Source organism: Aquimarina callyspongiae, from assembly GCF_034322225.1.
Classification (GTDB): domain Bacteria; phylum Bacteroidota; class Bacteroidia; order Flavobacteriales; family Flavobacteriaceae; genus Aquimarina.
This window is the reverse complement of the sequence record NZ_JAXLPA010000002.1, coordinates 842,368-861,381: the sequence shown is the minus strand read 5'-3', so window position 1 is coordinate 861,381 and position 19,014 is coordinate 842,368. Positions and strand designations below refer to the sequence as shown.

At 32.9% G+C, this 19,014-nt stretch carries 18 protein-coding genes; all 18 read left to right on the top strand.

The window, feature by feature from the left end:
• Positions 1-152: 152 nt before the first annotated feature.
• The gene (locus U0D62_RS10890; RefSeq protein ID WP_322287312.1) at positions 153-2,558 is read left to right on the top strand and encodes a glycoside hydrolase family 31 protein; all 2,406 of its coding nucleotides are present in this window, start codon (positions 153-155) and stop codon (positions 2,556-2,558) included.
• A 122-nt stretch (positions 2,559-2,680) separates the two neighbouring features.
• The gene (locus U0D62_RS10885) at positions 2,681-3,502 is read left to right on the top strand and encodes a M48 family metallopeptidase (RefSeq protein ID WP_322287311.1); all 822 of its coding nucleotides are present in this window, start codon (positions 2,681-2,683) and stop codon (positions 3,500-3,502) included.
• An 86-nt stretch (positions 3,503-3,588) separates the two neighbouring features.
• On the top strand, positions 3,589-4,920 hold the full coding sequence (locus tag U0D62_RS10880) for an MFS transporter (RefSeq protein ID WP_322287310.1): 1,332 nt from the start codon (positions 3,589-3,591) through the stop codon (positions 4,918-4,920).
• A 271-nt stretch (positions 4,921-5,191) separates the two neighbouring features.
• Positions 5,192-5,671, top strand: coding sequence for a lipocalin family protein (locus tag U0D62_RS10875; protein ID WP_322287309.1), 480 nt, complete (start codon positions 5,192-5,194; stop codon positions 5,669-5,671).
• 17 nt (positions 5,672-5,688) lie between these two features.
• Positions 5,689-6,378, top strand: a complete 690-nt coding sequence (locus tag U0D62_RS10870) for a YiaD family glycine zipper/OmpA-like lipoprotein (RefSeq protein WP_322287308.1) — start codon at positions 5,689-5,691, stop codon at positions 6,376-6,378.
• Between the two features lie 173 nt (positions 6,379-6,551).
• Positions 6,552-7,040, top strand: a complete 489-nt coding sequence (locus U0D62_RS10865; RefSeq protein WP_322287307.1) for a lipocalin family protein — start codon at positions 6,552-6,554, stop codon at positions 7,038-7,040.
• Between the two features lie 195 nt (positions 7,041-7,235).
• Positions 7,236-7,934 carry a YiaD family glycine zipper/OmpA-like lipoprotein gene (locus U0D62_RS10860; protein WP_322287306.1) on the top strand — a complete coding sequence of 233 codons (699 nt, stop codon included), beginning with the start codon at positions 7,236-7,238 and terminating at the stop codon, positions 7,932-7,934.
• Positions 7,935-8,017: 83 nt separating this feature from the next.
• Positions 8,018-9,148 carry an NAD(P)/FAD-dependent oxidoreductase gene (locus U0D62_RS10855; RefSeq protein ID WP_322287305.1) on the top strand — a complete coding sequence of 377 codons (1,131 nt, stop codon included), beginning with the start codon at positions 8,018-8,020 and terminating at the stop codon, positions 9,146-9,148.
• Positions 9,142-9,852, top strand: a complete 711-nt coding sequence (locus U0D62_RS10850) for a methyltransferase domain-containing protein (protein ID WP_322287304.1) — start codon at positions 9,142-9,144, stop codon at positions 9,850-9,852. The genes U0D62_RS10855 and U0D62_RS10850 overlap by 7 nt, the downstream gene beginning before the upstream one ends.
• Positions 9,853-9,872: 20 nt before the next feature.
• The gene (locus tag U0D62_RS10845; protein WP_322287303.1) at positions 9,873-10,925 is read left to right on the top strand and encodes a type III polyketide synthase; all 1,053 of its coding nucleotides are present in this window, start codon (positions 9,873-9,875) and stop codon (positions 10,923-10,925) included.
• Between the two features lie 39 nt (positions 10,926-10,964).
• Positions 10,965-11,756 (top strand): SDR family oxidoreductase, encoded by a 792-nt coding sequence (locus U0D62_RS10840; RefSeq protein WP_322287302.1) that lies wholly within the window; start codon positions 10,965-10,967, stop codon positions 11,754-11,756.
• Between the two features lie 23 nt (positions 11,757-11,779).
• Positions 11,780-12,895 (top strand): aspartyl protease family protein, encoded by a 1,116-nt coding sequence (locus tag U0D62_RS10835; protein ID WP_322287301.1) that lies wholly within the window; start codon positions 11,780-11,782, stop codon positions 12,893-12,895.
• A 22-nt stretch (positions 12,896-12,917) separates the two neighbouring features.
• Entirely contained in the window at positions 12,918-13,424 is a 507-nt protein-coding gene (locus tag U0D62_RS10830) for a hypothetical protein (protein ID WP_322287300.1), read from the top strand.
• A 12-nt stretch (positions 13,425-13,436) separates the two neighbouring features.
• Positions 13,437-13,883: a 3-hydroxyacyl-ACP dehydratase FabZ family protein gene (locus U0D62_RS10825; RefSeq protein WP_322287299.1), complete on the top strand. Its 447-nt coding sequence runs from the start codon at positions 13,437-13,439 to the stop codon at positions 13,881-13,883.
• Positions 13,876-15,150, top strand: a complete 1,275-nt coding sequence (locus tag U0D62_RS10820; RefSeq protein WP_322287298.1) for a beta-ketoacyl-[acyl-carrier-protein] synthase family protein — start codon at positions 13,876-13,878, stop codon at positions 15,148-15,150. The genes U0D62_RS10825 and U0D62_RS10820 overlap by 8 nt, the downstream gene beginning before the upstream one ends.
• An 84-nt stretch (positions 15,151-15,234) precedes the next feature.
• Positions 15,235-15,489 (top strand): acyl carrier protein, encoded by a 255-nt coding sequence (locus U0D62_RS10815; RefSeq protein WP_322287297.1) that lies wholly within the window; start codon positions 15,235-15,237, stop codon positions 15,487-15,489.
• Positions 15,486-16,025, top strand: a complete 540-nt coding sequence (locus tag U0D62_RS10810) for a 4'-phosphopantetheinyl transferase family protein (RefSeq protein WP_322287296.1) — start codon at positions 15,486-15,488, stop codon at positions 16,023-16,025. Before U0D62_RS10815 ends, U0D62_RS10810 begins: the two co-directional genes overlap by 4 nt.
• A 96-nt stretch (positions 16,026-16,121) precedes the next feature.
• Positions 16,122-18,965 (top strand): M16 family metallopeptidase, encoded by a 2,844-nt coding sequence (locus tag U0D62_RS10805; RefSeq protein ID WP_322287295.1) that lies wholly within the window; start codon positions 16,122-16,124, stop codon positions 18,963-18,965.
• Positions 18,966-19,014 lie beyond the last annotated feature (49 nt).

Sequence of the window (19,014 nt, the reverse complement as noted above, 5' to 3'; positions counted from 1 at the left end):
AGTTTAAACAATTGTTAATTGAATATTATTTCAAACGTTTTCGTTGTTTTTTCTTAATAAATAGTAGCAAAAAACGTTTTGAAATTCATTTGGATGTCGTTCTTTTACTTTGAGAATAAGTCAATAAAGACCACTAATTAAACAAATCTACTATGATTATTAACACCGAGTTAGAGCATAAAGGAAACTTGTTTCCTGGTAAGATAATTTCTTTTTCACAGAACGTTGATAAAATAGATTTTGCTACAGAAAATGGGGTTATACTTCAAGTAACCGTTATACGTGGTAGTGTTATTAGATTTAGATACGCAACTGATAATAATTTTGAAAAAGATTTTTCTTACGCTATTAGCAAAAAAAGAGCCAAAGGTTATAGTCTATTAGAGGTTAAAGAAAATCAAGCAAGCTATGATATTATTACTTCCAAAATAAACATATCCATTGCTAAAGAAAATATTCAGGTGATTATTACAGATAAAGAAGGAAACATTATCTGTAAAGATGACTGGGGTTTTCATTGGGAACAAAGCTATGAATATGGTGGTAACATTGTGAAAATGAGTAAATCAGCTCCTCAAGGAGAATGTTACTATGGATTAGGAGATAAACCCATGCATCTTAATTTAAAAGGAAAACGAATAGAGAATTGGGCAACAGATCAGTATGCATTTAATAAAGATCAAGATCCAATATATAAAAGTGTGCCTTTTTATATAGGAATGTATGAAGAAAGAGCATATGGAATCTTCTTTGACAACACATTTAGAACCTTCTTTGATTTCTGTCACGAGCGTCGTAATGTAACCAGTTTTTGGGCTCAGGGAGGAGAAATGAATTATTATTTCTTTTACGGCCCTGATATGCAAGAAGTAGTAACTAGGTATACAGATCTTACCGGTAAACCAGAATTACCACCATTATGGGCATTGGGATATCATCAGTGTAAATGGAGTTATTATCCAGAAAGTAAGGTGAAAGAAGTAACTAATAAATTTAGAGAACTCCAGATTCCTTGTGATGCCATATATCTGGATATTGATTATATGGATGGATTCCGTTGTTTTACTTGGAATAAAGAATACTTTCCAGATCCCAAGCGCATGGTTGCAGAATTAGCAGAAGATGGTTTTAAAACAGTTGTTATTATTGATCCAGGTATTAAAATCGATGATGAATATTCGGTTTACAAAGAAGCTATGGAAAAGGATTATTTCTGTAAAAGAGCAGATGGTCCTTATATGAGAGGAAAAGTATGGCCAGGAGAATGTTACTTTCCTGATTTTACTAATCCAGAAGTAAGAGAATGGTGGGCTGGATTATTTAAAGAAATTATAGATGAGATCGGAGTAAAAGGAGTGTGGAATGATATGAATGAACCTGCCGTTATGGAAGTTCCGGGCAAAACCTTTCCTGATGATGTTCGACATAATTATGATGGCAATCCGTGTAGTCACAGAAAAGCACATAACATCTACGGGACCCAAATGGCTAGAGCAACCTATCAAGGCGTAAAACGATTTGCATATCCTAAACGACCTTTTATAATCACCAGATCTGCATATTCTGGAGCGCAACGATATACCTCTTCATGGACAGGTGATAATATCGCTACTTGGGAACACCTATGGATCGCAAACATACAAGCACAGCGCATGAGTATGAGTGGTATGTCTTTTACCGGTAGTGATATTGGAGGCTTTGCAGAACATCCTACAGGAGAATTATATGCCAGATGGATCCAATTAGGAGTATTTCATCCTTTCTGTCGTACACATTCCTCTGGAGATCACGGAAATCAGGAACCATGGACGTTTGGAGATGAAGTAGTAGATGTGACCCGTAAATTTGTTGAATTACGATATCAATTACTACCTTATCTATATACCATGTTTTGGGAATATGCAGAAGCAGGAATTCCTATGCTAAAACCATTAGTATTATTCGATCAGGAAGACCTACAAACCCACTATAGAACTGATGAATTTGTATTCGGAAACCAGATACTAGTTTGTCCTATTCAGGAACCTAATGCAAAAGGAAGAAGAATGTATATTCCTCGTGGAAATTGGTATAATTACTGGACTCATGAATATGTAAAAGGCGGTATGGAACAATGGGTAGATGCTGATCTGGATATTATACCATTGTTTATAAAAGAAGGAGCTGTAATACCTAAGTATCCAGTACAACAGTATGTAGGTGAAAAGAAAATTGAAGAGTTAAGTCTTGAAGTTTATTATAAACTAGGCAACAAAGAAGTGTCCAAAGTATATGAAGATGCGCAAGATGGATATGATTATGCAAAAGGAAGATTCAGTTTAAGAAGTTTTTCTTTTACAGGAAAGGAAAATGAAGTGATTATTCAACAACATAAGGATGGTACTTTTATTACTGAATATGAAAATATGAGGATTAAATTGATTGGTTTGCCTTTTGAGATTCAGGAAATAGAAATTGATAATGTAGTAGTCGATTTAAATAGTATACATTATAATCCAGAAGAGAGTGTTATAACTGTACCCAAAGACTTTACAGAACTTCATATTATAGCAAAATAAATGCAGTTTATCGATGTTTATATCCATACATGGATTTTACTCAATTAATTCAATGCCGTTTGTTTGAGAAAAGCGTGTTATTTTTGTAATTTTAACTGAAAGAATATTACAAATAATCAATTATGATAATTAGAAAATCTATTGTAGCATTTGGAGCGATTGCGCTTTTTATGTCGTGTGCTACAAATCCATTTACAGGTAAACAAACATTGGCGTTGGTGCCTAATTCACAGATTTTACCTGCTGCTTTTGCTCAATACGATAAAGTTTTACAAGAGAGCAAAGTAGTAAAGGGTACTTCTGATGCAGAAATGATCAAACGAGTTGGACAAAAAATAGCAACTGCAGCAGAGAGATGGCTAAATGCTAATGGCCATCAAGGATATTTAAAGGATTACAAATGGGAGTATAACCTTATAGATGATGATGTTGTAAATGCCTGGGCAATGCCTGGAGGAAAAATAGCATTCTATACAGGTATCCTTCCTATTGCAAAAACCGAAACAGGAGTTGCTGCAATTATGGGACACGAAGTTGTACATGCAATAGCTAATCATGGGCAACAACGCATGAGTGCAGGACAAATACAACAATTAGCGGGAGCTGCTACAACAGTAGCTGCTAGTGGTCAGGATGAAAAAACGCAGCAGATTATTGGTACTGCTTTTGGATTAGGAAGTCAGGTAGGAGTGATGTTACCTTTTAGTAGAAGTCATGAAACTGAAGCTGATAAAATTGGATTAACTCTTATGGCAATAGCAGGTTATAACCCTGAAGAAGCTGCAGAATTATGGAAACGTATGAAAGCAAATAGCGGAGGACAAGCACCGCCAGAGTTTTTGAGTACGCACCCTTCAAATGATACTCGTATAAGTAATCTTACTGCTTGGGCACCTGCTGCAAAAGAAGAAGCAAAGAAATTTGGAGTAACAACATTTAAATAATTGTAAACTTTAATTAGTTTAAAAAGATTATACCTATTTTAGAAGCTGTTTCAGAACAATCTGAAGCAGCTTTTTAATTTTATAGCATGCGAACAACTTTACCAAAAGGGGATAAAAAACTTCTAAATGCCTGGGCTTTTTATGATTGGGCGAATTCTGTTTATAATCTTACAATATCATCAGCCATATTTCCAATATTTTGGGGAGCACTAACTATTATTAGAGATGATGAAGGAGAAATTGTTAGTGATACAGTTACGTTTTTAGGATATGATTTTAACAATGACTCATTAATTAGTTATGTAACTGCATTGGCGTTTTTAATAGTTTCTTTTATAAGCCCTTTTCTTTCAGGAATTGCTGATTATGTAGGGAATAAAAAGAATTTTTTAAAATTCTTTTGTTATTTAGGAGCATTTTCTTGTATAGGTTTGTATTGGTTCTCATTAGATAATTTATTCTTCGGGTTGTTATGTTATCTATTTGGTCTAATTGGATTCTGGGGCAGTATTGTGTTCTATAATTCGTATCTGCCTGATATTGCTTTTCCTGAACAACAGGATTCTATAAGTGCTAAAGGATATTCACTAGGTTATATAGGTAGTGTGATACTATTGATTATTAATCTGATAATGATCTTAAAATATGAATGGTTTGGTTTTGAAAGTGAAGGATTACCGACTAGATTGTCATTTTTGATGGTGGGTGTTTGGTGGATAATTTTTAGTCAATATACTTACTACTACTTGCCAAAAGGAAATAAAAAGGAAACACTTTCTAAAGACGTTCTTTTTAATGGTTTCAAAGAATTAAAATCAATATGGAGCGCATTAAAACATAATTTAAGGTTGAAAAGATATTTAGTATCCTTTTTTGTGTATAGTATGGCTGTACAGACTATTATGTTGATTGCTACCTACTTTGGAATTGAAGAATTAGATTGGGGAGATCAAGATGCAACCACAGGCTTAATCATTAGTATTTTATTAATCCAATTGGTAGCAGTTGCGGGAGCTTTTCTTACTTCTAAAGCATCTGCAAAATATGGTAATATCAAAACTTTGATTGTTATTAATTTCATTTGGATTGCAATATGTATCTATGCGTATACAATTACCACGCCTCTACAGTTTTATATAGCTGCAGCTATTGTAGGTTTAATAATGGGAGGGATACAAGCTTTGTCCAGATCTACATATTCAAAGTTATTACCTGAAAATGCCGTAGATACGGCATCATATTTTAGTTTCTATGATGTGTCAGAAAAAATAGGGATTGTAATAGGGATGTTTTCCTATGGGTTGGTCGCTCAATTAACAGGAAGCGTTAGATATTCGATTCTCTTTTTTATTATATTTTTTGTTATAGGTGTTTTACTTCTATTTAGAGTACCAAAAGAAGAAAAACTTAGTCAATAATATATATTCTTTTTTTAACCTTATAAACATCATTAATCTTAGTTAATGTATCATAATTGTCGTATTTTCATTTTAAAATATTGATACATTAGTATAAGGAATTTTAGTGTTTCTTACTCTATAGGATTAATAATAAGTACGTTTATCCTAACTCTATGCTTTTTATCCGAAAATGGCCGCTAATTTCATAGAGTTTTAATTATAAAAATCTGAAATATATCAATATTTGAATCGTTAATATGATACAATAATTAAAACCTGTCTCACTATTATGAAAAAAATTTTATTCGCATTAATTGTAATAACAATAGCATCTTGTGGTTCTACGCAAAAAACTATTATTTCTGCAAAAAAAACACTTAAAGGAGAATGGTCTTTAGATAAGATTTCTTACGATCGTTCCGGAATATTTGAAGTAACTTTATATAATGATGCTTCTGCAGAGTGTTTTACTGGTAGCACCTGGAAATTTATACCTAATAATAACACAGGTAAATATGATGTAAACCAAAATACTTGTACCTCTGTAGGGGTTCGTAATTTTAGATTTACCATTCCACAACCAGATGCTAATGGAGAGTATAGCTTTCTTTTCAAACCAATAGATGAAAAGAAAAAAAGTACTAATAATAACAAAGGATACAGGATGGCATTAAAACATTTAGATGATGCTACAATGACCTGGACACAAACGGTTAGCTTAGAAGGAAAACCATTTGTAATCACTATGAATTTTAATAAAATACAATAAACTCAAATCTCACGACAATGAAAAAGAATCTCACAAAAATATGTGTTATAGGGTTAGCCCTAGTGTTATTTTCTGGCTGCGATGCTGTTAAAAATGCTAATAATACTCAAAAAGGAGCTGTAATTGGTACTACTGCAGGAGCTGTGTTAGGTGGTATCATCGGTAATAATGTTGGAAAAAGAAACTCTGCTTTAGGAGCGGTTATTGGTGGTGTAGTCGGTGGAGTTGCCGGAGGTGTTATCGGTAAACAAATGGATAAGCAAGCTCAGAAAATAGAAGAAGAAATTCCAGGTGCAGAAGTAACCAGAGTAGGAGAAGGTATTGATATTGTTTTTGATGAAAACAGTGGTGTATATTTTGATACTAACAAATTCAATATTAATACAAAGTCTAGAGCTAATCTAAATAAACTAGCTGGAATATTTAAAGAATATCCAGATACTAATATTATCGTAGAAGGACATACAGATAGTACCGGGAATGATGATTATAATATGGAGTTATCCAGAAAAAGAGCTAGTTCAGTAACTAGTTATTTAATTGCTCAAGGTATTGATAAAAGCCGTTTTACTACTTATTATCACGGAGAAACACTTCCTAAATACGATAATGCTACTGCAGAAGGAAGAGCAAAAAACAGACGTGTTGAATTTGGGATTTTGGCCAATGATAAAATGATCAAAGAAGCTAAAGAAAAAGTAGACTAATCGAATAAAATACTCTCTAAATAAATTTCAAAAATCCCTTGTGAGCAATTGCTTATGAGGGATTTTTACATATTTACCCCTGAAAACCGTGAAAGTAATTTCACTATTTTGGATGTTGTTTTGCGAAACTCTTTGTACAATCTTTGTGTATACAAATTACTCACAAAACCACCATGAAAAAACAATATTTAATCATCTTCTGTTTATTAGTTATTGTATCCTGTAAACCCTTAAGTAAAACCGTAGTAACTGCAATGGCTGGTATTAAAGGGGATTGGGTATTAAATACCATAGATTATGAGGCGGATGGAGTTTATAAAATCACTCTTTTTGATCAGGTTCCGGCAAAATGTTTAGAAAAATCACACTGGAAATTTATCTCTAATAATAATACTGGAAAGTATACAATATTAGATACATCCTGTAAAGTAAATGAATCCCAAAATTTTGTATGGACAATACCAGATGAAATGTATGGATTTGATTATAGTTTGATGATTAAACCCGTTAATAAAAGAATGGTAAGTGAGCTAAATAATAAAGGTTATAGAATGGCTTTGTCAAAACTAGATAAAACTACAATGATATGGACTTATGAGGTCATGGCAGATAATGATAAAATTGTTATAGAATTAAATTTTACAAAAGTCTTGACCAATTAACTCTAAATACCCCGATACCTAATCTTAAAGAGGCAATTTCGCCTCTTTTTTTATTGCAATTATAACAAGAAACCCTGAATTCAGTAACTGTTTTTCACTGAAAATAGTGATGTATGCCAATGGGTTAGATCGTAGTTTTGACATGTCAAATTGATAATGATCACACAAATTAGAATTAAAACCAACAAACAAATTATGATAAGTTCACACAATAACAAAAAAGTACTAAAAGTATTTGTATTACTATTAATAATAGTACAATTAATAGGATGTAAAGCTATGAAAAACGCTGAAATAGGCGGTATAATTGGAGCTGCTGGAGGAGCGGTAATAGGAGGCGTAATAGGTAATAATGTAGGAGATGGGGATACAGAATTAGGAGCAGTAATCGGTGGAATCGTGGGAGCTACAGTAGGAGGACTCATTGGAAATAAAATGGATGAACAAGCCAAAAAAATTACAGAAGAGATGCCAAGTGTTGTGGTAGAAAGAGTTGAAGAAACCATAAATATTGTTTTTGATGAAAATAGTGGGGTCTACTTTGATACCAATGCTTATGAATTAAATGATAGTTCAAAAGAAACCATTCAGCGTTTAGCAAATATCCTAAAAGAATATCCAAATTCTGATATCCTGGTCGAAGGACATACCGATAATGTTGGAAGTGAGGAGAGTAATTATATGCTTTCTAAAAACAGAGCAGGATCAGTAACAGATTATATTGTGAGTCAAGAAGTATCTCCTCTTAGGTTTACTGTAAAGTGGTATGGAGAATTACAACCAAAATATACCAATGAAACTCCAGAAGGTAGGTTAAAAAACAGGAGGGTTGAAATTACAATATCACCTAATGATACTATGAGAGAAGAAGCATTACAACAAAGTAAAGGCTAGTGTAAAATTGTAATGATTGCTAAGAAATCCCGACTGTGAAGTTGGGATTTTTTTATGCCCAAAAATTATGTATCTTCATTACAATGAATAAAGATTCGCACATCATTATCGTAGGAGGAGGTTTGGCTGGTTTGATTAGTGCAATTCATCTTGCTAAAGCAAAAATCCCTGTCACTTTAATTGAAAAAGATGTGTACCCAAAGCACAAAGTTTGTGGAGAATATATTTCTAATGAAGTACTTCCTTATTTTGATTATTTACAATTAGAGATCAATGAGTTAAAACCTGTACAGATTTCTAAATTTAAAATCAGTACACAAAAAGGAGCTCTTATCCATAGCAAATTACCTTTAGGTGGTTTTGGGGTTAGCAGGTATGCTTTGGACCATTATCTTTGGAACAAAGCCCAGGAATTAGGAGTAAAACTTATCAATGATCAGGTAACTCAAATACGTTATAACAATGAAGTTTTTGAAGTTCAAACTTTAAAAAATGATCATTTTAACAGTGATTTTGTTATTGGAGCCTATGGTAAACGTTCTAGCTTAGATAAAGAATTAGAAAGAGATTTTGTTTCCAAAAAATCACCTTGGTTGGCAGTAAAAGCACATTATAAAGCTGATCATCCAAAAGATACAGTTGCTTTACACAATTTTAGTGGTGGGTATTGTGGGATATCCGGAGTAGAAAGTAATATGGTTAATGTATGTTACTTAGTTAATTATAGCAGTTTTAAAGAGCATAAGAGTATTGATGCCTTTCAAAAAAATGTAATGTGTCAAAATCCACATCTATATAGTTTTTTTGAAAAAGCCACTCCGGTTTTTAAAAAACCTATAACGATCAGTCAGGTAAATTTTAATAAAAAGAACCCTGTGGATAATCATATTTTTATGATGGGAGATGCAGCTGGATTGATACATCCTCTTTGTGGTAACGGTATGGCAATGGCAATACAAAGTGCTCAAATATTGTGTAATCTACTTATTAAAAATTATGAAATACCTGCTTCATACTCACAAGCAAGTTTAGAAGTACAATACACAAAAGAATGGAACAAAGCTTTCTCTAAGCGTTTATATGCCGGAAGAGTTTTACAAAATATATTGTTAGACAAAAACTATCAGCAAGTAGCACAAAAACTGGCTACAATAATCCCTTCTGTAGTCCCTAAAATTATTCAGCAAACTCATGGAAAACCTATCATATGCTGATTGATACAACATATAGGAGTGAAGAGGAGGAGTTGATGGATGATTTTGAAATGCAAGGAGAAACTCTCGAGAAAACGCTTAAGGACATTGCAAAGCTTAATAAGTGGCTTGGAGGCAATAGAATTACGATAAAAGGTGTAACCTTTCTTCTTAAAAAACTATCTAAGGATAAAACATATCACATTACCGATATTGGATGTGGTAATGGAGATATGCTAAGAGCAATCGCAAAATTAGGTAGAAAATTAGGATATCAATTCAAATTATTAGGTATTGATGCTAATAAATTTACTATCGAAAATGCAAAAGAGTTATCGATACACTATCCAGAAATTTCTTATCAGGTAGATGACATATTTAATGATTCATATGCCAGACAAAATTTCGATATTGTACTATGTACCCTTACGTTACATCATTTTAATAATCAACAAATTGAAGATTTATTATATACTTTAAATAAACAAACAAGTGTTGGGGTTGTTATTAACGATTTACAAAGGAGCAAACTCGCGTATTACCTTTTTAAGTTAGTTTGTGCTATTTTTATAAATAACCCAATGGCAAAATATGATGGAGCTATTTCTATTTTAAGAGGGTTTAGGAAAAATGAATTAAAAAAGTTTGCAGAGAAATTAAAACCTTCAAAGCACTATATACAATGGAAATGGGCTTTTAGATATCAATGGATCATTAAAAAGTAAAATTTAGAAAACAAAAAGAGTTGAGTGTAAAAATTACAACAGTAGCCAAACAGCTTCCACAATATAAAAGAGAGACAAAAGAAATATTACCATTTGTTTCACAGTGGTTAAGCGGGCAGGAAGATCGTTTCAGAAGAAAAGTACTTAAAATCTTTGAAAATGCGGCAGTCGATAAACGATATGGTATTATGAGTATAGAAGAAGTGTTTTCGGCTACTTCATTCGAAGAAAAAAATGATATCTATATAAGAGAAGTTAAAAAACTTGGAACCAGTGTTTTAGAAAAGGCACTAAAAAAAGCAGATTGGGATCCAAAATCATTAGATTACATTATTACTGTAAGCTGTACAGGTATCATGATACCTTCTCTAGATGCATTTATTATCAATGACTTAAAGCTAAGACAGGATATCATTAGATTACCGGTAACAGAAATGGGATGTGCCGCTGGAGTTTCAGGGATTATCTACGCACGTAATTTTTTGCAGGCTAATCCAGGTAAAAGAGCAGCGGTAATTGCTATAGAGTCTCCAACAGCTACTTTTCAACTAGATGATTTTAGTATGGTTAATATGGTCAGTGCAGCAATTTTTGGAGATGGAGCCGCTTGTACATTGTTATCATCAGAACAAGAAGCAGAAGGCCCTTCTATTCTTGCGGATGAAATGTATCATTTTTATGATGCAACAACAATGATGGGATTTAAGTTAACCAATGGAGGATTACAAATGGTACTAGATCAAAAAGTACCAGAACAGATAGCGGAACATTTTCCTAAAATTATTCATCCATTTTTAGAAAAACACGGAAAAAGAATAGAAGAAGTAGATCATCTTATTTTTCATCCAGGCGGTAAAAAAATAGTGCAAACGGTAGAAGAACTATTTGGAGATCTTGGTAAAAATATTGAAGAAACCAAAGCAGTATTGAGAGATTATGGAAATATGAGTAGTGCTACCGTACTTTATGTATTAGAACAATTTATGGAGAAACAACCATTGCCAGGAGAACTAGGATTAATGTTAAGCTTTGGACCAGGGTTTTCTGCACAAAGAATACTATTAGAATGGTAATTTTAAAAATAAACCAAGAATAGATAATAGGATAAATTCATGAATAAAGAGTTTCTGGATAAAAATGAATGGGCACTGATATTAGGTGGTAGTAGTGGTTTAGGGCTAGCAACAGCAAAAAAACTAGCGATGCATGGTTTGCATATTATTATTGTTCATCGCAACCGAAAAAGCGAACTTGAAACTATCAAAAAAGAATTTGAAACGATTACAAATTCAAATGTCAAACTACTATCATATAACATAGATTTATTAAAAAAAGAAAAGAGAGAAGAAACGCTTGAAGATATTAAGAAAATCATTAAAAATGGGAAGATCAAAACACTAATCCATAGTGTTGCCAAAGGAAACCTTAAAGCCATGGTAGATGATGATAGACCCCTTAAAAATGATGATTTTCACTTAACCATAGACGCTATGGGGATTAGTTTATATGATTGGACCAAATCAATTTTTGACTTTAAGATGTTTGCTACAGACGCTCGTGTAATATCTTTTACCAGCGAAGGAAACACAAAAGCTTGGAAAAACTATGCCGCCGTTTCTGCTGCAAAAGTTACATTAGAAGCGATTACAAGAAGTATAGCTATAGAATTTGCCCCTTATGGCATTAAGGCAAACTGCATTCAACCTGGAGCAGTAGATACACAATCCTTACGTATGATCCCTGGTTATAAAAAAATAATAGCTCATAGCATAGAACGTAACCCGTTTAATAGATTAACCACACCTGATGATGTTGCCAATGCGGTGTATCTTTTATGTAAAGATGAAGCCATATGGATTAATGGATGTATAATTCCGGTGAATGGGGGAGAACATCTATCCTAGTGATACTTAAAAAAAGTAAATCAATGAAACTTAAAATCATCATCCTTTTTACGCTAATCTTTTGTAGTACATATTTAACTGCACAAAGAAGATATAATGATACTATTCCTTTTAGAAATGACTTGGGATTAATTATTATACCAATACAGTTTAACGGACAAGAAAAGCAGTTTGCATTTGATACGGGAGCTTCGCAGACTTTAGGGTATTCATGGGTAAAAAAAGAATTAAGAAGTACTGGGAGAACAGAAAAAGTAACCTCCTCAAGTAAATCGGTGACAAAGCTTAGGTATTATAAAAGTGATTCTGTTAATCTTGGATCTGTTAGAATAACAAAACATCGTATCTTAAGAGCAAAGGACAGTGATATCTTTACTTGTTTTAAAGTAGATGGTATTCTGGGTATGGATATAATTTCACACTTTAATTGGACTATAAATTATCCTGAAAAGTATGTTGTAATGCATAATTCGGATTATTTTCCTCCAAATCTTAAACAATTACACCCGCTAGAACTCAAGTATAAAAACAACCGGCCCTATATTTATATTCAACTAAAAGATAAAAAGATAAAATTTCTAATGGATACTGGAGCTACGGATTCAGATATTAGCAATAAGGCGTATCCATTTGTTATAAAAGAAAGTAATAATCAATATGTAGAGTATGGAGCTTTTTTTGACTTTAACGGTAAAATAAATAAAACAAAATCTTCTGTCTTTCAATTAAATAATATGAAAAGTGATGGAGTTTCAATAAATGGTATTTTTGATACAGGAGGTAATAAATCCAGTAAAATTGGAAATAGCCTTTGGAAAGGCAACACACTTTTTTTAAGTGCTAAAAACAATAAGTTGTACAGTAAAAAGGATACAATTTTAGAACAACGAAAAAGGTATGGAGCTTCATTTATTTATGAAAATAACAAAATGATAGTCATTAAGATCATTGAAAACAGTGACATCTGGAAACAGGGTTTACGACAGGGAGATGAGATCTTGTCTATTAATGGAAAAACATTCACTAGCTTTTGTGATATTTTTAAATATCAATATAAACTTGGTGCGCAAGATGAAAAAATGACCATTTCTTTAAAAAACGGAGAATCTATAGCCATAGACAAACAAACTCTTTTTTGATCATTTAATATACAAATCCATTATGATGACCAATATTTTTATTTATAGCATATCGTTTCTATTATATCTAATTCCTGGTATGAAATTAGACTTTTTAGAAAGTAATAATAGTAATGATCATATTATGAGTAATCCAATCATTCAAGAAACCAATTCTTCAGTAACAGAGGTATCTGTCTCTGGGCAGGAATATGATTACACCTTTAATGTTGGGATTAAAAGCCCTGATACAGGATGTAAACAATATGCAGATTGGTGGGAAATAGTATCAGAAGACGGTGAGTTAATTTATAGAAGAATTCTTTTACATAGCCATGTTGGTGAACAACCTTTTACAAGATCGGGAGGATCAGTGAATATAAATAAAGATCAAACCGTATTTATTCGTTCGCATATGAACAATAAGGGATATGGAGAAGTGGTGTTTAAAGGAAGTGTTTCTAAAGGGTTTAAACGATATGTATTAACTTCAGAATTTGCAAATGAATTACAAACTATATCACCTTTACCCAAAGGATGTAGGTTTTAATAAAATAGTATTTTGGATAAAGAATCAATCACACAACATTTACCATACACCAAACCTTTTCTATTTGTAGATCAGATTATTGGGGTAAGTGAAGATCATATAGAAGGTAATTATACATTTTCTGAGGATGAATATTTTTACCAAGGCCATTTTAAAGACATGCCCGTAACTCCAGGAGTAATTTTAACCGAATGTATGGCACAAATAGGCCTTGCCTGCTTAGGAATTTATCTTTTTAGAGATGATCTAGATGCGATATTAGGCGTGGTGATGACAAACAGCTCTGTAGATTACTATAAACCTGTATTTCCAGGAGAAACAGTCAGAGTGGTCTCTGATAAAGAATATTTCAGGTTTAATAAACTGAAATGTACTATCAAAATGTATAACTCTAAGGATGTTTTAGTAGCTAAAGGAACGCTTGCGGGAATGATGAAACCATGGAAAACAGATGAATAGAAGAAGAGTAGTGATAACAGGCTTGGGAGTAGTAGCTCCTAACGGAATAACAATTCCAGAATTTACAAACTCTATACGAAATGGACATAGTGGGATAGAATATATTGAAGAGTTAAAACAATTAAATTTTTCTTGCCAAATAGCTGGTAAACCATCATATAATAAAGATTACTTAAATGATTACTTTAATAAAGTAGAATTAAGAGGAATGAACGCCTCTGGGATGGAATATGGTGTAATTGCTGGATTAGATGCCTGGAAAGATGCAAAGTTACCTCTTAATGAATCTGATGAGCCTTTCTGGGATATAGGTATAATTTTTGGCACTGGGATATTGGGAGTCGATAAGTTTAGAGAAGCTATTTACAAAGTAGATGAAGGAAAAGTAAGAAGATTAGGAAGTACAAGTGTTACTCAAACTATGGCTAGTGGTATAAGCGCCACATTAGGCGGTAAATTAGGGTGTGGTAATATGGTTACAACCAATTCTTCTGCCTGTAGTACAGGTACAGAAGCTATTTTAATGGCCTATGAAAGAATATCTTCTGGTAATGCTGAGATTATTCTTTCAGGGAGCACAAGTGACAGTGGACCTTATGTATGGGGAGGATTTGATGCTATGAGAATACTACCACATAAATACAATGATGATTCTAAAAGTGCTTCAAGGCCTATGAGTGCATCTGCTAGTGGTTTTGTTCCAGGAAGTGGAGCAGGAGCTTTGGTTATTGAGAGTCTGGAAAGTGCTCAAAAAAGAGGAGCTAATATATATGCAGAGATTTTAGGAGGTCATGTTAATAGTGGAGGACAGCGCAAAGGAGGTAGTATGACGGCACCTAATAGTGAAGCTGTGCAACAATGTATTAAACAAGCTATAAAGCATTCTGGAATTAAGGCAGATACCATAGATGTTATTAATGGGCATTTAACTGCTACTTCAAAAGATCCAATTGAAATTCAGAATTGGTGTAAAGCCTTAAACAGAAAAGGAAAAGATTTCCCCTATATCAACTCTTTAAAAAGTTTGGTTGGACATTGCCTTGCCGCTTCCGGAAGTATAGAAAGTATTGCTTCGGTATTACAATTTAAAGAGAATTTTGTCTTTGGAAACATTAATTGTGAAGATCTTCATCCAGAAATTGAAGCATTAGTAGATCGTAACCAAATCCCTATCAAAACAATTGCTCATACTCCTAATATTATCGCAAAAGCAAGCTTTGGATTTGGAGATGTAAATGCATGTGTTATCTTTAAAAAGTATTTATAATTCTAATTATAGAAATGTAAATTTTTAAGACATATAACGACGACATTTAGAACGATACGAGTTCACAAATAAGTAAAATACTCTATGACAAAAGAAGAATTGTTATCCAAATTAAAAACCATCATTGAACCTTATGTACAAAATCAGGAAGGTTTACAACAATTATCAGAAGATACAGAATTTATAAAAGATCTTGAAATCAATTCAGCCAATCTGGTAGATGTAGTACTTGATGTAGAGGACGAATTCGATATAGAGATTGATAATGATGCCATGGATAAAATGCTTAATGTAAAAGCTTCTATAGAAGTAATACAGAATAAACTCGCGGCAAAATGATCGGAAACGATATTGTAGATCTTGAATTAGCTAACAAACAAAGCAATTGGAAGCGTAAAGGATGGTTGAAAAAAATATTTACCCAATCAGAACAAAAAAATATACTTAATTCTCCAAAACCGTCTTCTATTGTTTGGCAGTACTGGAGTAGAAAAGAGGCAGTATATAAAGCACACCAACGACGTTTTTCTCTAGCTCCCAGATATAATCCTAAGGATTTTGAGTGTTTAGAAGATCAAAGTGTTGTTATAGACGGTTATAAATACCATACTGATACACAATCTTCAGAAAAATATATTTATTCTATAGCAAGTAGCAAACAGCACGGTTTTTCTTCAGATGTATGTTTTGGTAATTCTGCCAGATCAAAATTAAAAGAGTTTATTGCAAACTCACTATGTGTTGAATTACCTTTAATTTCAATAGAAAAAGATATACATCAGATTCCCATAATTAAAATTAACAATAAAGCAGAAAAGATTAATTTTTCTTTAAGTAATCATGGACATTTTTCTGCTTTTATTATCGATTTATAAAAAAATCTCAATTGTTTTCATACATTTGAGAATTACCCTAACCTTAATTTAGGATTAATTAAATGATTCATTAATCAAATCTAAATACAGTACACAATGTCATTTTACAAAAACACTTTAGCCTTAATAGCTTTGGGAGTGATGTTTAATTCTTGTTCTGATACCCAAAACGCGGCAAAAGAAGTATCAGAAAGCACTCCAGAATTCAAAATTGATTATGAGAAATTTACTTTAGACAATGGTCTTGAAGTAATTTTACATGAAGATCATAGTGATCCAATAGTTGCTGTAGCGACTATGATGCACGTAGGTTCAAATAGAGAAAAACCTGGTAAAACAGGATTTGCACACTTTTTTGAGCATATGTCTTTTAATGATTCAGAAAATACCCCTGTAGGTGCCAATCGAAAATTGATTCCAGAATGGGGAGGAGAACGTAATGGAGGTACCTGGAGTGATGGAACCGTATATTATGAAGTAGTACCAAAAGACGCCTTTGAAAAAATCTTATGGATTGATTCTGATCGTTTTGGATATATGATCAATACCGTTACAGAAGCTGCCCTAGAAAGAGAAAAACAGGTGGTTAAAAACGAAAAACGTCAGCGAGTAGATAATGCTCCTTATGGATATACAGATGAGATTATCCGTAAAAATTTATATCCAGAAGGTCATCCTTATAGTTGGACCGTAATAGGTTCACTTCCTGATTTACAATCTGCAACATTAGAGGATGTTAAAGAATTTTATATAAAGTATTATGGAGCCAGTAATGGTTCATTGGTGATCGCGGGAGATATTGATATCGCAGAAACAAAGGAACAAGTCAAAAAATGGTTTGGCGAGATCCGTAAAGGACCAGAAGTAGCACCGCTAAAACCAATGCCTGTAACTCTAGAAAGTAGTAAATCACTATATTTTGAAGATAATTTTGCAAAACTACCTCAATTAAGGATAGTATATCCTACTATAGAAGAATATCATAAAGATACCTATGCGCTAAACATTTTAGGACAGTTATTAAGCGGAAGCAAAAAATCTCCACTATACAAAGTATTAGTAGAAGAAAAAAAGCTGGCACCTAATGCTGGAAGTTTTCAAAGGTCAAACGAATTGACAGGTGAGTTTTCTTTTGTAGTGCGAGCCAATGCCGGAAAAGATCTTGATAGTGTAAATGCAGCTATTCAAGAAGGGTTAACCAGGTTTGAAAATGATGGGTTTGCAGATACAGAATTAAAACGTATTAAAGCAGAACTTGAAACTCAATTGTATCAAGGATTTAGTACAGTGCTTAATAAAGCTTTTCAACTAGTTCAGGATAATGAGTTTAACGGAGATCCAGGATATATTTCTGAAACAGCCAAACTAACTAATGCGGTTACCCGAGAAGATGTTATGAGAGTATACAATCAATACATCAAAGGAAAGAACAGTATTATGGTAAGTATGGTTCCTAAGGGACAATTAGATCTTGCCGTATCTGGTGCTGAGCAAGCAACCGTATGGATAGAAGAAGTAAAGAAAGATGTAGCTAGCGAAGAAGTAGGACAAGGAGAAGAAGCGGTGTATGAAAAAACACCATCAACTCATGATCGTAGCGAACCTGATTTTGGAGAATTACCATTGTTTAAAGCTCCAACCGTATGGACAGGAGAAGTTAGTAACGGAATGAAACTGTTTGGGATTGAAAATAACGAACTTCCATTAGTAAGTTTTGATATTACTGTTCCTGGAGGACATTTATTAGACCCAATTGAAAAATCTGGAGTTTCTAATTTTATGACGAGTTTGATGATGGAAGGAACGGCTACCAAAACTTCTGCAGAGTTAGAAGAAGCTATCGGACTTTTGGGAGCTTCAATAAATATGTATAGTACCACAGAAGAAATACGTATTACAGGTTCTTGTTTGACTAAGAATTTTGAAGAAACTTTAGCGCTGATAGAAGAAATTCTTTTACAGCCTAGATGGGATGAAAAAGAATACGCTCGATTAAAACAAGCATTGGAGACTAGTTTAAAAGGTCGAGAAGCTAGTCCGCAGGCAATTGCATCAATAAACTTCAATAAATTGGTGTATGGTACTGATAATATTCTGGGATATCCTAATTCTGGAACATTAGAAACTGTTGAAAATATTACATTGGATGACTTAAAACAAGCTTATAAAAACCTTTCTCCTAAAAATGCAACTTTTCATATTACTGGTAATGTTGCAAAAAGTAGAGTAGAGGAAGCATTATCATCTTTGGCTACTAATTGGAATACAGAAAGTGTATCAATACCAGAGATTAATATTACGCAAAAAGATCAACAAGATCAGTTATATTTTATAGATGTACCTGGATCAAAGCAATCTGTAATTTTTATAGGTAGATTGGCATTATCTGCAGATAACCCAGAGTTTAATAACCTTAGTTATGCTAATGAGATATTAGGAGGAGGATCAAGTGGTCGATTATTCCAAACACTTCGTATTCAAAAAGGATATACCTATGGAGCATATTCAAGAATCAGATCACTTAAAAATGTATCCCCATTCTTTGTAGCAACTAGTGTTCGAGCTAATGCAACATTACCTTCTCTTAAAATCATGGAAGAAATGATTGCTGGATATGGAGAAGCCTTTGGCGAAAAAGATGCAGAAACTACCAAAACAAAGATTCTTAAAGGTAGTACTCGTGATTATGAAGGATTGCAAGATAAGCTAGGTATATTAAGAGAAATGAGCAAATACAATAAGCCAGCTTCTTTTATTGAAGATGATCAAAAAGAACTTGTAGACATGAAAGTAGTAGATTTTAAATCCATTATTGATAAACATATTAAGGAAGATAATATGATTTATGTGATAGTAGGAGACAAGGCAACCCAGTTTGAAGAAGTTAAAAAGCTTAATAAACAAGTAACCGAACTAGATATCCACGGAAACAAGATATAATCAAAGTAAGAAAACCATGTCGGTTTGAGATTTTAAACAAACTGAAATG

What these genes read in the sequence shown, in the direction of transcription:
- U0D62_RS10890 (WP_322287312.1), top strand. Translation starts at nt 153, where the DNA reads ATGATTATTAACACCGAGTTAGAGCATAAAGGAAACTTGTTTCCTGGT.
- U0D62_RS10885 (WP_322287311.1), top strand. Translation starts at nt 2,681, where the DNA reads ATGATAATTAGAAAATCTATTGTAGCATTTGGAGCGATTGCGCTTTTT.
- U0D62_RS10880 (WP_322287310.1), top strand. Translation starts at nt 3,589, where the DNA reads ATGCGAACAACTTTACCAAAAGGGGATAAAAAACTTCTAAATGCCTGG.
- U0D62_RS10875 (WP_322287309.1), top strand. Translation starts at nt 5,192, where the DNA reads ATGAAAAAAATTTTATTCGCATTAATTGTAATAACAATAGCATCTTGT.
- U0D62_RS10870 (WP_322287308.1), top strand. Translation starts at nt 5,689, where the DNA reads ATGAAAAAGAATCTCACAAAAATATGTGTTATAGGGTTAGCCCTAGTG.
- U0D62_RS10865 (WP_322287307.1), top strand. Translation starts at nt 6,552, where the DNA reads ATGAAAAAACAATATTTAATCATCTTCTGTTTATTAGTTATTGTATCC.
- U0D62_RS10860 (WP_322287306.1), top strand. Translation starts at nt 7,236, where the DNA reads ATGATAAGTTCACACAATAACAAAAAAGTACTAAAAGTATTTGTATTA.
- U0D62_RS10855 (WP_322287305.1), top strand. Translation starts at nt 8,018, where the DNA reads ATGAATAAAGATTCGCACATCATTATCGTAGGAGGAGGTTTGGCTGGT.
- U0D62_RS10850 (WP_322287304.1), top strand. Translation starts at nt 9,142, where the DNA reads ATGCTGATTGATACAACATATAGGAGTGAAGAGGAGGAGTTGATGGAT.
- U0D62_RS10840 (WP_322287302.1), top strand. Translation starts at nt 10,965, where the DNA reads ATGAATAAAGAGTTTCTGGATAAAAATGAATGGGCACTGATATTAGGT.
- U0D62_RS10835 (WP_322287301.1), top strand. Translation starts at nt 11,780, where the DNA reads ATGAAACTTAAAATCATCATCCTTTTTACGCTAATCTTTTGTAGTACA.
- U0D62_RS10830 (WP_322287300.1), top strand. Translation starts at nt 12,918, where the DNA reads ATGATGACCAATATTTTTATTTATAGCATATCGTTTCTATTATATCTA.
- U0D62_RS10820 (WP_322287298.1), top strand. Translation starts at nt 13,876, where the DNA reads ATGAATAGAAGAAGAGTAGTGATAACAGGCTTGGGAGTAGTAGCTCCT.
- U0D62_RS10815 (WP_322287297.1), top strand. Translation starts at nt 15,235, where the DNA reads ATGACAAAAGAAGAATTGTTATCCAAATTAAAAACCATCATTGAACCT.
- U0D62_RS10810 (WP_322287296.1), top strand. Translation starts at nt 15,486, where the DNA reads ATGATCGGAAACGATATTGTAGATCTTGAATTAGCTAACAAACAAAGC.
- U0D62_RS10805 (WP_322287295.1), top strand. Translation starts at nt 16,122, where the DNA reads ATGTCATTTTACAAAAACACTTTAGCCTTAATAGCTTTGGGAGTGATG.